The 13,824-nt window shown below is 60.3% G+C and carries 14 protein-coding genes; 5 read left to right on the top strand and 9 right to left on the bottom strand.

The annotated features are described in order from the left end of the window. Positions 1-137 precede the first annotated feature (137 nt). Positions 138-1,742, top strand: a complete 1,605-nt coding sequence (gene putP / locus HMPREF3175_RS02110) for a sodium/proline symporter PutP (RefSeq protein ID WP_070490454.1) — start codon at positions 138-140, stop codon at positions 1,740-1,742. 5 nt (positions 1,743-1,747) lie between these two features. Beyond that, on the top strand, positions 1,748-2,068 hold the full coding sequence (locus HMPREF3175_RS02105) for a putative quinol monooxygenase (RefSeq protein ID WP_035754549.1): 321 nt from the start codon (positions 1,748-1,750) through the stop codon (positions 2,066-2,068). Between the two features lie 104 nt (positions 2,069-2,172). On the opposite strand, the gene HMPREF3175_RS02100 is transcribed toward HMPREF3175_RS02105, so the two are convergent. Continuing rightward, on the bottom strand, positions 2,173-2,562 hold the full coding sequence (locus HMPREF3175_RS02100) for a CrcB family protein (protein ID WP_070490452.1): 390 nt from the start codon (positions 2,560-2,562) through the stop codon (positions 2,173-2,175). Beyond that, entirely contained in the window at positions 2,559-3,017 is a 459-nt protein-coding gene (locus HMPREF3175_RS02095) for a fluoride efflux transporter FluC (protein ID WP_141742440.1), read from the bottom strand. Before HMPREF3175_RS02095 ends, HMPREF3175_RS02100 begins: the two co-directional genes overlap by 4 nt. A gap of 18 nt (positions 3,018-3,035) precedes the next feature. Here HMPREF3175_RS02095 and HMPREF3175_RS10245 point away from each other — a divergent pair, with 18 nt between their 5' ends. Continuing rightward, positions 3,036-3,182, top strand: a complete 147-nt coding sequence (locus tag HMPREF3175_RS10245) for a hypothetical protein (RefSeq protein WP_176745111.1) — start codon at positions 3,036-3,038, stop codon at positions 3,180-3,182. Here HMPREF3175_RS10245 and hisN read toward each other — a convergent pair. The 4 genes from hisN to HMPREF3175_RS02075 form a co-directional block, all read right to left on the bottom strand. Continuing rightward, entirely contained in the window at positions 3,164-4,072 is a 909-nt protein-coding gene (hisN, locus tag HMPREF3175_RS02090) for a histidinol-phosphatase (RefSeq protein WP_083289350.1), read from the bottom strand. The genes HMPREF3175_RS10245 and hisN overlap by 19 nt on opposite strands. A gap of 9 nt (positions 4,073-4,081) precedes the next feature. After that, positions 4,082-5,236, bottom strand: coding sequence for a ribosome small subunit-dependent GTPase A (rsgA, locus tag HMPREF3175_RS02085; protein ID WP_070490449.1), 1,155 nt, complete (start codon positions 5,234-5,236; stop codon positions 4,082-4,084). Beyond that, the gene (gene aroA, locus HMPREF3175_RS02080) at positions 5,236-6,615 is read right to left on the bottom strand and encodes a 3-phosphoshikimate 1-carboxyvinyltransferase (RefSeq protein WP_070490447.1); all 1,380 of its coding nucleotides are present in this window, start codon (positions 6,613-6,615) and stop codon (positions 5,236-5,238) included. The genes rsgA and aroA overlap by 1 nt, the downstream gene beginning before the upstream one ends. Positions 6,616-6,690: 75 nt before the next feature. Beyond that, on the bottom strand, positions 6,691-7,185 hold the full coding sequence (locus HMPREF3175_RS02075) for a DoxX family protein (RefSeq protein WP_035754556.1): 495 nt from the start codon (positions 7,183-7,185) through the stop codon (positions 6,691-6,693). 357 nt (positions 7,186-7,542) lie between these two features. Between HMPREF3175_RS02075 and HMPREF3175_RS02070 the strand changes: the two genes are divergently transcribed. Next, positions 7,543-8,352: a sigma-70 family RNA polymerase sigma factor gene (locus tag HMPREF3175_RS02070; RefSeq protein ID WP_083289358.1), complete on the top strand. Its 810-nt coding sequence runs from the start codon at positions 7,543-7,545 to the stop codon at positions 8,350-8,352. Further along, entirely contained in the window at positions 8,349-8,636 is a 288-nt protein-coding gene (gene rsrA / locus HMPREF3175_RS02065) for a mycothiol system anti-sigma-R factor (protein WP_035754558.1), read from the top strand. The genes HMPREF3175_RS02070 and rsrA overlap by 4 nt, the downstream gene beginning before the upstream one ends. A gap of 124 nt (positions 8,637-8,760) precedes the next feature. Here the strand turns inward: rsrA and HMPREF3175_RS10605 are convergent, their stop codons facing one another. The 3 genes from HMPREF3175_RS10605 to HMPREF3175_RS02055 form a co-directional block, all read right to left on the bottom strand. Beyond that, positions 8,761-8,838, bottom strand: coding sequence for a 50S ribosomal protein bL37 (locus tag HMPREF3175_RS10605; RefSeq protein ID WP_370977432.1), 78 nt, complete (start codon positions 8,836-8,838; stop codon positions 8,761-8,763). A 152-nt stretch (positions 8,839-8,990) separates the two neighbouring features. Then, positions 8,991-9,593, bottom strand: a complete 603-nt coding sequence (locus HMPREF3175_RS02060) for a GDSL-type esterase/lipase family protein (RefSeq protein ID WP_176744689.1) — start codon at positions 9,591-9,593, stop codon at positions 8,991-8,993. A gap of 383 nt (positions 9,594-9,976) precedes the next feature. After that, a complete protein-coding gene (locus HMPREF3175_RS02055; RefSeq protein WP_070490446.1) occupies positions 9,977-13,720 on the bottom strand; it encodes a multifunctional oxoglutarate decarboxylase/oxoglutarate dehydrogenase thiamine pyrophosphate-binding subunit/dihydrolipoyllysine-residue succinyltransferase subunit in 3,744 nt (1,247 codons plus the stop codon). Positions 13,721-13,824 lie beyond the last annotated feature (104 nt).

The raw sequence follows: 13,824 nt of genomic DNA, 5'->3' as shown, positions 1-13,824 counted from the left end.
ACGCTGAGAACTGAACATTGGAAATATTGTCAAAGGCTGTTGGACGGTTGTCAGGAAACGATGACGCGTCTGTCCAGTCACCAACGGAATAAAACCCGATGCATCAAGCATGACGAGAGGATAAACCGGAGGAACACATGGACTTATTCGGATTGGGTCCTGACGGCTCATACAAACTCATCGCCGTCATCATCTACTTCATAGCGATGCTCTTGATCGGCTACTACGCCTTCAAGAAAACCGACGACGGCGACGACTACATGCTCGGCGGCCGCCGCCTACACCCCTTCACCGCAGCACTGAGCGCCGGCGCATCAGACATGTCCGGCTGGCTCATGATGGGCTTGCCTGGTGCCCTCTACATGATGGGTATGTTCCAGGCGTGGATGGCGATCGGCCTCACCATTGGTGCGGCACTCAACTGGATCTTCGTCGCGCCACGCCTGCGCCGTTTCACCGAAGTCACCAACGACTCCATCACCATCCCGAGCTACTTCGAAAACCGCCTCGGCGATAAGTCCCGCATCCTGCGCATCGTCTCCGGCATCGTGATCCTAGTGTTCTTCACCTTCTACGTATCCTCCGGTATGACCGCTGGCGGTAAGTTCTTCCAGTCCGCGTTCAACGGCAGCTACCTGACCGGTATGTTGCTCGTCGCAGGCATCACGCTCGCCTACACGATGTTCGGCGGCTTCCTCGGCGCAACCTACACCGACACGGTTCAGGGCCTCATCATGCTCGCGGCCCTCTTCGTCGTCCCAGTGCTTGCCGTGATCTCCGTTGGCGGCCCACAGCAGGTCATCGACGGCGTGCTGAGCGTCAACCCAGACTTCGGCTCCCTCATGAAGGGCGGGACTATCGTCGGTGCAGTCTCCGCCGCCGCGTGGGGGCTTGGCTACTTCGGCCAGCCGCACATCATCATCCGCTTCATGGCGCTACGCTCCTCCCGCGACGCCCGCTGGGGTGCCGCGATCGGTGTCGGCTGGATGGTGCTCTCCGTGATCGGCGTCATCGTGACCTCGATGGCCGGTATCGCCTACTTCAACCTCAACCAAGACAAGCAGCTCACCGACACCAAGAGCGCTGAGACCGTGGTCCTCGACCTCGCGCACAACCTCATGCCGTCACTTTTGGCAGGTTTCGTACTCGCAGCTGTTCTCGCAGCGATCATGTCGACCATTTCCTCCCAGCTGGTCGTGACCTCCTCTGCACTCGTTGAGGACCTCGCGCTGGTGTTCAAGCCAGGCATGTCCAAGACCACGAAGCTGTGGCTGGGTCGCCTCGCAGTCCTGATCGTCGCGATCATCGCGGCAGTGCTTGCGCTGGAAGAAAACGCGACCGTGCTCGGCCTCGTCGCATTCGCGTGGGCAGGCTTCGGCTCCGCATTCGGCCCAGTCGTGGTGCTCAGCCTCTACTGGAAGCGCCTCACCAACTGGGGTGCGATGGCCGGCATTGTTGGCGGCGCGACCGTCGCGTTCGTCTGGAGCAAGAGCGAAACCCTCTCCACCTTCGGCGGAGCACTCTCCGAGCCGCTCTACGAGATCGTCCCAGGCTTCCTGACCTGCCTCGTGCTCGCGGTAGTGGTTTCCCTGCTCACGCCAGCACCAGGTGAGAAGGAACTCGCCGGCTTCCGCCACATGGAAGCCCCAACCCAGGCAGTGCCGATCGTGCAGGCCGCCGGCGCCAATGCGGCCGGTGACACTGCGAACCCTGGCCAAGCCGAGCCTGGCATGAAAGCATAGGGACCATGATCCTGATCAACGTGAAATACAAAGTGAAGCCCGAGAAAGCCGAAGACTTCCTCGACGCCGTCGCGGAGTTCACCCAGGCAACCCGCAGCGAGCCAGGCAATCTCTGGTTCGAGTGGTACCGGGCCCCGCAGGACCCAACCGTGTTCCTGCTCGTTGAAGCGTTCAAGGACGATGCAGGCGAGGCCCACGTGAACTCCGAACACTTCGCGAAAGGCCTGGAATCCATGAAGCCATTCCTGGTTGAAACCCCAGACATCGTCTCCCGGCAAGTCGAAGGCGAAGGCTGGGACAAGATGGGCGAACTGCGCATCGACTAGGCTCTACGCCTGCTAGCCACGGCTCAATACGCGAGGGCGGGAACGTGTTCCAGACACGTTCCCGCCCTCGCGCTATATGCATCAAGCAAACACGTACGGTGCGCTTACAGGAAGGCAGCCTTACCGATCACTAGGCCGAGATACGCCGCCGGAACAGCCAGACAAAGGATCGCGGCAAGAATCGCAAAACTCCTCAGCCATGCTCTCTCACGTGCCGAGGAAATAGCGGTGGTCGCAACGGATGCGATCGTGGAGAACCCGCCGCAGAACCCCGCCAAAACAGGCACAGCCCACGCTTGATCCGCGAACCCACCCGTGAACACGCCAAAAATGAAACACGACAGCGTGTTGGCAATTGACATCCCCCATGGGAACTTCGAAGTGATCCTCCCGTCTGCCCGCGCCTGCTCTTCCTGGCGAATAAACCACACCCTAGCCACAGAACCCAGCCCGCCAGCCACGCTCACGGTCAGAATGGTCAACCACGCACTCACCGGTCATCACCACCAGAAGTCCACAGTTCTGGCCGCATATAAGAGCCGCGAGGCTTCCAGAACCTGGCAAGCCAGAAACCGATACCAGCGCACACGAGGGCCGCGCCGACGTGAAGCGAGAGCACACCGAGATCGCCCACGATATCCGAGGCGAGCAGCGTCACCGCGGACACCGAACCGAAACCGCCCACAAAACCCGGGCTAATGAAGGAACGCCACCTCAAGGCCGCCGAGTTCCCGCCGATGCCGCGGCCGCGATCCCACATGCCGGTAGCCCACCCCAGAAACAGTGAGGCCACGCAATTCACTACAAGAATCATCAGGTTCTCAGGCCACTGCGCTGCCTCGCCAAACAAAACTAGGGACTCACGCACAGCCGCACCCAACGCGCCACCGAAGAACACGGCCATATAGATCGGCCATGCAGCAGTAGTAACGCGACGGGGAGAGCTCATGTAACTAGGAACGCTTACGTGGGAACGCTTATCTGGGAAGATGGGGTCTGGAAGAAAGTCAGAGACGGAACCGGGGCACAAGGCACGGTGGGGCAAGAACTGCGTGGCACAAGGGACGGCAGGTCAGAAGAGAACTCGGAGAACCGTTATTCAGCGCTGTGCTGATGGTTCGGCAGGGGAGTAGGGGTGCGCTCCACCCCGCGGGTTCCCAACACGTCCAACGCCGCATCATGCAACAATCCATTCGAGGCGATCGCGTTACCACCCCACGGGCCATCCTCGCCCTGTAAGGAAGTGAAGACACCACCAGCCTCACGCACAATCGGCACGAGCGCGGCCATGTCATATAGATTCAGCTCTGGCTCGGCCGCGAAGTCCACGGCCCCCTCAGCGACCAAGCAATACGAGAAGAAATCACCGTAAGCACGCGTACGCCACACGGTATCGCTGATAGCCAGCACGCCATCAAGCCACCCGCGGGCCTTCCAACCCGTGAGCGAAGAATACGAAAACGAAGAATCCTCAAGCTTCGTAACACCTGAAACCCCGATGCGGCGAGCCTCATCCAGCGAAGCACCCGTGAACGCGCCGCCGCCTACAGAAGCCCACCAGCGGCGGCCCAACGCCGGGGCCGAAACAAGGCCCACCACAACCTCGCCGTCCTCAACCAACGCGATCAGCGTGGCCCACACCGGAACACCGCGCATAAAGTTCTTGGTGCCATCGATCGGGTCAATAATCCACACCCGGTTCGAATCCCCCGTGGAACCGAACTCCTCACCGAACACCGCGTCCCCCGGACGCGCCTGGGAGAGCCGCTCGCGGATCAGCTGCTCAGCCTGTCGATCTGCCTCCGTGACAGGCGTCGCGTCAGGCTTGGTCTCAACATACAGATCAGCGGCGCCGAAACGTTCCATCGTCAAAGCATCCACGGCATCGGCAAGCTCATGCGCCAACGCAAGATCATCAGCTAGGGTAGCGGCGTCAGGCAAGGCAGCTGTGTTATGCGAGGCAGAACCACCAGATAGGGAGGGGTTATCGGTTGTGTGGGTCATATTCATACCCTAGCCACCCAACGTCTTGAGGTCCTCATCGTTGACATCCCCTTGACGAGACGCGAGTAAGCGACGCAACGAAGCCAAACGGGCGTGGCCGCTCGGACCGGCCTTCCCCTCGGCAACCCACGCATCCAGCGCGCACTCCGGCTCATCAGCCGCATGCGTGCACCCGCGCGGGCAGTCTGCCGTCGCGGGCACAAGGTCAGTGAACGCGTTGAGGATGTTCTCATCATCCACATGCCCCATCCCGAAAGATCGGATCCCAGGCGTGTCCACGATCCATGAGCCCGGATCACCGCCACTCAAATGAGCCGCAACAGCGGACGAAGATGTGTGACGGCCGCGGCCCGTCACAGCGTTCGTAGCCCCCGTCTCACGCTCAGCATCGGTCAGGGCGTTGATGAGCGTGGACTTGCCCACACCCGAATGCCCAATCAAGGCAGACAGCCGACCATCCAACAACTCACGCAGCCGCTGCTGTGCCGCCGCATCCAGGGGCCGCGAGGCGACGTCGTCTGGGTGTTCGGCCGAACCCGACGTCACAACCTGAACGCCCAGCCCCTCATACGTTTCAACCAGCAGCGACGGGTCAGCAAGATCCGTCTTGGTGATCACCAACGCGGCATCGATCCCCGCATCCGAGGCCGCGACCAACGCTCGATCAATGAAACCCGTCCGCGGTTCCGGATTCGCCGCCGCCACCACGATCACCAGCTGATCAGCGTTGGCGACAATCACGCGCTCAACCTGATCAGAATCATCCGCGCTACGCCGCAGCAACGAGGACCGTTCCTCAACACGGACTAAACGCGCCAACGAACCTTCACGGCCAGAGACATCCCCTACGAGCCGCACACGATCGCCCACCACGATCGCCTGCCTACGCAACTCACGAGCACGCATCGCCGTCACGACGATGCGGCGCCCACCCTCAGCCTGAACTTGCTTCTGGCGCGCACGCTGGGCCTTCTTCGACCCGGACCCACTAGCACCTGCGCCGGGCTCATCTAAGAGCACGCAACGGTAGCGGCCGCGATCAACGCCCACGACCATCGCCAACACCGCATCAGCATGTGCCGGCCGGTCCTTGGTCCGCGGCCTGGTTCCACGCTTATTCGGACGGATGCGGACGTCCTCCTCAGACCATTCGCGCCGCGCCATCACTGCCCACCGCCCTGGGTGTCAACTGACGCTTGGCCGGCTGAGGGGTCCTCGGTGCCGGGGAAGTCGATAGCCTTCTGTGAGAGCATGTCAGACCACATTCCAGGGAAGTCGGGCATCGTCTTCGAAGTGGTCTCGATGTTTTCGACCTTGAGGCCATCAACGGCCAAGCCGATGATCGCGCCCGCGGTAGCCATCCGGTGGTCCTCATACGAGCCAAACACGGTGGGCCGCAGCTCGCCTGTAGGGCTGATCACCAACCCATCCTCGGTCTCCACAGTCGGCGAACCCACCTTCGAAAGCTCCGTCGCTAACGCAGCCAAACGGTCCGTCTCATGCCCACGCAAATGAGCAATACCACCCAACCTGCTCGGCCCATCAGCCAGCGCACACAAAGCCGCAGCCGTCGGCGCCAACTCAGCTAGGCCATCGGCCTCAACCCCAGAAATCCTCTCCCCGCCAGTCACCACCAACTGTTCAGTCCCAAACGCATCCGGCTCCCGGTGCACGCGTGCCCCAAAACGCGGTAAAAGCCTCTCCCACTCAGCGCCAATCTGTGTAGTCGACGCAGGCCAGCGCGGAATCGCAACCCGGCCACCACACACCAACGCCGCCGCCAAAAACGGGCCAGCATTCGATAAATCAGGCTCCACCACAACATCACCCGGCGTGATCGAGCCAGCAGCCACCGACCACGAAACACCGTCAGCACCCACCGAAGCATCCACGCCGGCAGCACGCAGAGTCTCAACCGTCATCTCAACATGCTGCGGCGAGGGCACCGCGCCACCGGCATGCCGCACCACCAAACCACGCGGCAAACGCGCACCCACCAACAACGGGCCCGATACAAACTGGCTCGAACCCGATGCGTCCAAGGAAATCTCGCCACCGGCAACCCGGTCAGAGCCGGTCACCGTGAACGGAAGGAAATCATCCTCACCACCCGCGACATCCGCGCCAAGGGCACGCAAACCCGCGATCACAGCATCCATCGGGCGTACACGAGCAGCCGCATCCCCATCAAACGTCACTGGCCTACGCAACAACGCCGCCACATACGGCACAAAACGCATCACCGTACCTGCAAGCCCACAATCAATCGAAACCGGGGACCGCTCCTGCAACGCCTCCTCACCCAGAGGCGTGACCAACAACGTTGAAGAATCCACCCACTCAAAACCGACACCCAACGCTGAGAGCGCCTCAACCATCAAATCGGTGTCACGTGAGCGCAAAGCCCCCACCACACGCGTTGGCGCATCAGCCAACGCCGCCAGAACCAGGTGACGGTTCGTTAGAGACTTAGAACCCGGGATCTCAACAACAGCATCCAGCGGGCCATCCTTAGCGGGAGCCAGCCACAACGTCGAGTGCATGGAAGCCAAATAAAACCCTTCAAATAAAAAGCGTCCCCTCAACCAGCAACCGCCAGCCGAGGGGACACCCCATGATTAGGACGACAAACCAGCCGCGTCAGCAGCCTTCTTAGCCTGCTTCCGCGCCTTCTTCGAAGCCTTCTTCGATGCCTTCTGTGTGCGGTAGGCGAGTGACGGCTTGCCATCAGTATCAACCACAGCCAATAGCGCGCCACCTGTCAGGCCCAGTTGCGTGGTCACAGCCAGGGCACGCGAACCATCCTTATGCTGTGGAACACCGTCAGCCAACAACGTGGCTGACTGAGCCGCAACGATCAAAGCCGAAGCCAAACGCGGCATACGGCCCATCGCCAACAACGCGCCAGCACCCACCTGAATACCACCCAAAACCCGGGCAGCCAGCTCAGGCTTCTCAGCTACAGACTGAGCCTGCGGCACAACATCTGACACCTTGTCCAAAAGCGGACGCAAGCCGTTACCGGTGCGCTCCGGTGCACGAAGATGCGCCACACCAGCAGTAATGAACGGAGCCGCCAACAACGGGCGGGCCACACGGCGTACAAGGCTCATATTTCCTCCAATACGCAGGTGCCGGCGCACGCATGCAACGTGCACTCACCACCCGCAGGGTAGATATGTGCTCCATCTTTTCATGAGCACACCCCGCAAAGCACATAATCCACGCACAAACCCAGCAACAATAAGGCCGCCACACAGCGTTAGGGAATACTTTGCACCATGTTTCCGTTATGTGCATTGACAACTAAGGCGGTGTTCGTGCCAGCGACGGCATAAGGAAGGGGAGTGCACATGGTTTCAACTATGGAAACACCAGAAACATCCCCTCCGGCGTTGCCAGTACAGGCAGTGACGACAACGGCGCCAGCTCACGCTGGAACTCCGGCAAACCAAGTAGCATTAGCCGGGATGGCACGCACACACAACCACGAAGCGCTCGAAAGCTACGAAGCCGAAGACATCCAACCAGGCGATGTCCCACAAGCCGGCGCCTCGGAACACCACTCCACGCACGCTGAAGAAACACAGCAAACCGAGCCAACGGCGCAGCCTGAGCCAATACAGTCGGCTTCGGGCCCGGTGGATCCTGACCAGGAGACTACTGAAGAGCGTCGTGAACGTTTTGAACGCGACGCCTTCAAATATGTTGATCAGCTGTATTCGGCTGCTTTGCGTATGGCCCGGCACCCGGCTGATGCTGAAGACCTCGTGCAGGAGGCGTTCGCTAAAGCGTATGCCTCCTTCCACCAGTACAAGCCCGGAACTAATTTGCGTGCCTGGCTATATAGGATCCTCACCAACACCTACATCAACCTGTACCGGAAGCGGCAACGCGAACCGATCCGCTCCGGAACTGACCAGGTGGAGGACTGGCAGCTAGGTGCGCAGATCGAACGCGGCGATCAAGCGTTGCGTTCTGCAGAAGCCCAAGCACTCGACTCGTTACCGGATTCAGAAGTCAAGAGGGCTCTGCAGGAGATCCCGGAAGAGTTCCGGCTCGCCGTGTACTTCGTGGACGTAGAAGGTTTCCCCTATAAGGAAGCAGCTGACATCCTCGGTGTGCCCATCGGCACCATCATGTCCCGGCTGCATCGGGGCCGCAGACAGCTGCGAGAGATGCTCAGCGACTATGCGGTGGGCAGAACCGAATCAACTACAGGGGCTAAAAAGAACGGAAAGAAGTCGACCAAGAAGGTCTCGGATAAGGAGCAATCATGACTCAGGGCTGCAACGAACTCGGTGGTTGCACTGAAGCCCGGCTTGAACGCATCTACGAATACCTCGATGGTGTGCTGGAAGCCGACGGCGTTGACGCAGTGCGCGCCCACCTCGAAGGCTGTGAAGAATGCCGTAGCGTCTATGACCTGGAATGCATCATACGCAACGTCGTGCGCCGCAGCTGCCACGACGCCGCCCCAGAGCAACTCAAGACGCGCATCTTGGACCGGCTAGAAGAAATCAAGGACCCGGTGCAAGAAGGTTCGATGCAAGAAAGCGCCTAGCGAATAGGTGTAGCAGACGGCAGTAGCGCCGTTCACAGCTAGCGCCAACAATAAACGCGTGTGGGTCTGCATTATCCACGAAAAGTGGAACGCAGACCCACACGCGTTTAATGATCAATCACGATCAGGTGTTAGGGCGCTTACCGTGATTCGCCTTGTTCCGGCGGCGATCCTTGCGCTTACGTGCACGCTTGCTGCTCATCGCGTCCTCCTTACAACCTCATACATCTGTGAACACTTCGTGACGCTCATGTACCGCGCACATAGTGCTTGCATCTGCGACACAGAGCGTTTGCGTCTGCGATACAGGGCGATTCCGTCCATTATCGCATGATTCGGGGGCGAGTATGAAAGTTAGCGGGTCGGCTCGGGAACACCAAGCCACGTGAACCAGCCGCGGTGCATCACAAGCCACGCCATCAAACCGTGGCCCTGCTGGCCCACCTCGCCGTTATTAGACGTCAAATCCGCGCGGTACTGTTCATGCTTCTCCAGCGGACGGAACGTGTCCACATAGAAGTGGTTGCGGCGCGTCGTAACGTCAGCGAACGCAGCAGACAACCGGGCGATCTCCTTGTTGTGGTCAGGGTCAAGCCGCGGGGGAGGGCCCACCACAAACGTGCTCAATCCCAGTTGGGTTGATGCATCCAAGATGTTCGCCAAGTTCAGTCGAGACCGTGCCGTGGTCACCCCGTAGGTTGCATCCGCATCGGAGAGTGCCAGCACCAAACGGTTTTCGCCATCATCATCGAAGCGGCGCTGCGCTTCACCCAGCCAGCGCTCGGCAAGCTGCTCGGTGGTCTCGGCAGGCGCAGGTAGAGCAAAAGGGGTCACCTGCGCTGACTCAGACGGCGTGCTGGCAAGCACACGCCCAAACCACCCCAAAGCACGGGGGTCGCCGTGGCCGGCCAGCAACTCATCGCCAACAGCGACTAAACGGATGGCTCGGGAATCCACGCCAACATCCTTTCGACTGGGTCTCATGTTCCGTCTACTTCAACGGAAAGAGCGAAACTATGTGCTCCGCCGTGTTCACTCTACCGGCGTGCTCGGCTGCAAACGTGCAACGGCGCGGAGAAGAGCATCACAAAACCCTCAGGAGCCGCAGTAAAGCGGCCCAGACGGTGATGCTTTCTCTAAAGCAGTCACGATAGAGCGCTAACGCAGTCACGATACAGGACCAAGGTATAACGGCGCTGTGAAAACAGTGAGCCTCAACCGGAGGTGTTAGACCACTGGCGTTAAAGCGCTGGTGTTAGAGCGGTGAGCCCGCCACATCCTGTCAAGGTAAGTGACGGGCCCGCCAAGCCGGTTACATGCGCAGTATCTCCGGTGTTGCTCTAGCTGAACGCGCGGTCCAGAAGGTCCGAGTTCTCCTGGGCGTGAACCTTGGAAGAACCAGTCGATGGTGCTGCCGCAGCTGGGCGGGACACCACGGTGACCTCGCGATCCAGGCCCGGCACCAGGTTGATAGCCATGAACGGCCATGGTCCCTGGTTCTCTGGCTCGTCCTGAACCCAGCGGACATCCGCGTTCGGGTACTTCGCGAGTTCAGCTGCGATCTGCTCTTGCGGCAACGGGTAGAGCTGCTCAACGCGGACGATCGCGGTGGTCTCGTCCTTGTCCTTCTTACGGCGTGCCAACAGGTCATAGTAGAGGCGACCAGAGACCAACATGACGCGCTTGACCTTCGATGCTTCGACATCGTTGTCTGGGATCACTGGCTGGAACGTCTGTTCGGTGAACGCCTCGACCGGCTGAGCTGCAGCCTTCAAACGCAACAGCTGCTTAGGCGTGAACACGACCATCGGCTTGCGTGGGCGCAGGTATGCCTGTCGACGCAGAGCGTGGAAGTAGTTCGCACCCGTGGTCGGGTTGATCACACGCATATTGTCTTCGGCGCACAACTGCAAGAAACGCTCGATGCGTGCCGAGGAGTGGTCTGGGCCCTGGCCTTCGTAGCCGTGAGGCAACAGCATCACGACGGAGGAGCGCTGGCCCCACTTCTGTTCACCGGAGGAGACGAACTCGTCGATGATGGTTTGGGCGCCGTTGACGAAGTCACCGAACTGAGCTTCCCACAAAACGAGTGCTTCAGTGCGTTCAACCGAGTAGCCGTATTCGAAGCCGAGAACCGCGTACTCCGAAAGCGAGGAGTCATGGATCATGAACTTCGCGGCGTTCTCGCTCACCTGGTGCAGAGGCGTCCACTCGTCATCGTTGGTGCGGTCGTGGAAGACTGCGTGACGCTGAACGAAGGTGCCGCGGCGGGAATCCTGACCGGTGAGGCGCACAGGGATGCCTTCGGCGGTCAGGGAAGCGAACGCGGTGAGTTCTGCGAAGCCCCAGTCGATGCCGCCATTGACAGACATGTCCGCGCGGCGCTCGAGCAAGGTCTTGAGCTTCGGGTGAACGTGGAAAGCCTCTGGGATCTCCGTGTGGGCATCCCCGACAGCCTTGACGAACTCCTTGGTGATCGCCGTGTTATCGGCACGTGGATCGGAGACGTCAGCGTCTTCAGCCTGAGCCTTCGGCATACCGAGGGCACCGTTCGCGTCGATTGCTGGCATCGGAGTTGTCTGAGCCTTGTGGGTCTCAGAGAACGCAGCCTCCAGAAGGGACTGGTACTCCTTGAGTGCCCCGTCTGCTTCTTCCTGGGTCAGGTCGCCACGGCCCACGAGAGCTTCGGTGTAGAGCTTGCGGGTCGAACGCTTACCGTCAATCAGGTTGTACATCAGCGGCTGGGTCATCGACGGGTCATCGCCCTCGTTGTGGCCACGGCGGCGGTAGCAGACCAGGTCGATCACGACGTCGCGGTTGAACTTCTCACGGTATTCGAAAGCTAAGCGGCCAGCGTGCACAACCGCTTCTGGGTCGTCGCCGTTGACGTGGAATACAGGAGCCTGGATGGCTTTCGCGAAGTCGGTCGGGTAGATCGAGCTGCGGGACGAGCTTGGTGGGGTAGTGAAACCAACCTGGTTGTTGACAACCACGTGGATCGTGCCACCGGTACGGTAGCCGCGTAGCTGTGAGAGGTTGAGTGTCTCAGACACTACGCCCTGACCGATCATTGCCGCATCGCCGTGGACGAGGATCGGCAGGACCGTGAAGCCGTCTGGGCCGCGATCGATGATGTCCTGCTTAGCGCGGACGATGCCTTCCAGGACCGGGTCGACTGCTTCAAGGTGGGACGGGTTTGCGGCCAAGTAGATCTTGGTTGTGTTACCGGATTCGGAGGTGAAGGAACCCTCGGTGCCGAGGTGGTACTTCACGTCACCCGACCCCTGGACGGTCGAGGCATCAACGGTGCCTTCGAACTCGCGGAAGACCTGACCGTAGGTCTTGCCCGCGATGTTGGTGAGTACGTTGAGGCGGCCACGGTGAGCCATGCCGATCGCGGCTTCGTCGAGGCCGGCGTCTGCGGCGTCGGAGATGATCGCATCAAGCAGTGGGATCAGCGATTCGCCACCCTCAAGCGAGAAGCGCTTCTGACCGATGTACTTGGTCTGCAGGAAGGTTTCGAACGCTTCGGCCTGGTTGAGTTTGCCGAGGATACGAACCTGCTCTTCGCGGGTCGGCTTCTCGTAGGGGCGCTCAAGCTTGGACTGGAACCATTCGCGCTCTTCCGGGTTCTGGATGTGCATGTACTCGATGCCGGTGGTGCGGCAGTACGCGTCACGCAGAATACCGAGGATGTCGCGTAGCGGGAGGCGGTTGTGTCCACCGAGGCCTCCGGTGACCCATTCGCGGTCCAGGTCCCACAGAGTCAGGCCGTAGGTCTGGACATCGAGGTCGGGGTGGAAGCGCGTCTGGTAGGTCAGCGGGTTGGTGTCCGCGATGAGGTGACCAGAGGAGCGGTAGGACTCGATGAGCTGCTGGATGCGAGCCACCTTGTTGATTTGGAAGTCAATATCAACCTGGTGGTCAACCGCCCAGCGAACCGGTACGTATGGGATGCGCAGAGCTTCGAAGATCTCATCCCAGAACTCGTCAGCGAGCAGCTGGTTTTCAATCTCGCGCAGGAACTCGCCGGATGCTGCACCCTGGATGACGCGGTGGTCATAGGTCGAGGTCAGGGTGATGATCTTGCCCACGGCATTGCGTGCTTTGACTTTTTCGCTGGTGCCGCGGTATTCGGCTGGGTAGTCGAGAGCGCCCACACCGATGATGGTGGCCTGGCCCTTGGATAGGCGCGGTACGGAGTGGACGGTCCCGAGCCCGCCTGGATTGGTCAGTGAGACGGTGGTGCCGGCGTAGTCTTCGGCAGTAAGTTTGCCTTCGCGGCCGCGCTTGACGATGTCTTCGTAGGTTTCCCAGAAGGTCGAGAACGTCATGTTCTCAGCGCCCTTGATGTTCGGTACCACAAGCAGGCGGGAGCCGTCAGGGCGTGGCAGGTCGATTGCGATACCGAAGTTCACCTGTGCGTTGTGGACTGCGACTGGCTTGCCGTCTTCTTCGTCATAGCTGACGTTCATCGCTGGGTTGAGCTTGAGTGCCCGGCAGATCGCGTAACCGATCAGGTGGGTGAAGGACACCTTACCGCCGCGTGCACGGCGCAGATGGTTGTTGATCACGATGCGGTTGTCGATCAGCAACTTCGCCGGGACAGCGCGGACCGTGGTTGCGGTTGGGACGCTGAGGGACTCGTCCATGTTCTTGGCGATCGCACGTGCTGGGCCGCGCAGACGCTCAACCTTGGTTGCGCTTGGCTCGCTCGGAGATTCTTCCTTAGCCGGCTGAGCTGGCAACTGGCTCTTCTGACGCGACGGGCGCACTGCTGGGGAGGCCTGCGCCGGGGTTGCGGCTGGGGCATCCTTCTTGGAGGCGGAGCTAGCCTTCTTTGACGTGGAAGCCGGTTTCGCAGGTTCCTTCTTGGCTGGCTTGTTAGCGGCTGGTGCCGCTTGCTTGGTAGAAGTCGCTGCGGTGTTCTTTTCGTTCTTCTCGGGTTTCACCTGTTCGAAGAGGGAACGCCACTTTTCATCGACCGACGACGGGTCAGAGAGAAACTTTTGGTAGAGCTCGTCAACGAGCCACTCGTTTCCCCCGAATTCCTCTTTGAGCTGGTCGATAGACACGTCAGACACTAGGGATACGCCTCTTTCCGATGTTTCGGCTCGGAGTGTTTGATGGTGCTTCTGAGACTTTTTGCCCGTGCTCTCTGGGAACACGTGTTGTGAGCGCACAGTTC

This window comes from Arthrobacter sp. HMSC08H08 (genome assembly GCF_001807575.1).
Taxonomy (GTDB): Bacteria; Actinomycetota; Actinomycetes; order Actinomycetales; family Micrococcaceae; genus Pseudoglutamicibacter; species Pseudoglutamicibacter albus.
Note: the sequence above shows the minus strand (reverse complement) of the source record. Positions and strands in the feature narration are given on the sequence as shown.

Excerpts from the sequence above, each read along its gene's own strand:
- putP (WP_070490454.1), top strand. The coding sequence starts at position 138 with ATGGACTTATTCGGATTGGGTCCTGACGGCTCATACAAACTCATCGCC.
- HMPREF3175_RS02105 (WP_035754549.1), top strand. The coding sequence starts at position 1,748 with ATGATCCTGATCAACGTGAAATACAAAGTGAAGCCCGAGAAAGCCGAA.
- HMPREF3175_RS02095 (WP_141742440.1), bottom strand. The coding sequence starts at position 3,017 with ATGAGCTCTCCCCGTCGCGTTACTACTGCTGCATGGCCGATCTATATG.
- hisN (WP_083289350.1), bottom strand. The coding sequence starts at position 4,072 with ATGACCCACACAACCGATAACCCCTCCCTATCTGGTGGTTCTGCCTCG.
- rsgA (WP_070490449.1), bottom strand. The coding sequence starts at position 5,236 with ATGGCGCGGCGCGAATGGTCTGAGGAGGACGTCCGCATCCGTCCGAAT.
- aroA (WP_070490447.1), bottom strand. The coding sequence starts at position 6,615 with ATGCACTCGACGTTGTGGCTGGCTCCCGCTAAGGATGGCCCGCTGGAT.
- HMPREF3175_RS02075 (WP_035754556.1), bottom strand. The coding sequence starts at position 7,185 with ATGAGCCTTGTACGCCGTGTGGCCCGCCCGTTGTTGGCGGCTCCGTTC.
- HMPREF3175_RS02070 (WP_083289358.1), top strand. The coding sequence starts at position 7,543 with ATGGCACGCACACACAACCACGAAGCGCTCGAAAGCTACGAAGCCGAA.
- rsrA (WP_035754558.1), top strand. The coding sequence starts at position 8,349 with ATGACTCAGGGCTGCAACGAACTCGGTGGTTGCACTGAAGCCCGGCTT.
- HMPREF3175_RS10605 (WP_370977432.1), bottom strand. The coding sequence starts at position 8,838 with ATGAGCAGCAAGCGTGCACGTAAGCGCAAGGATCGCCGCCGGAACAAG.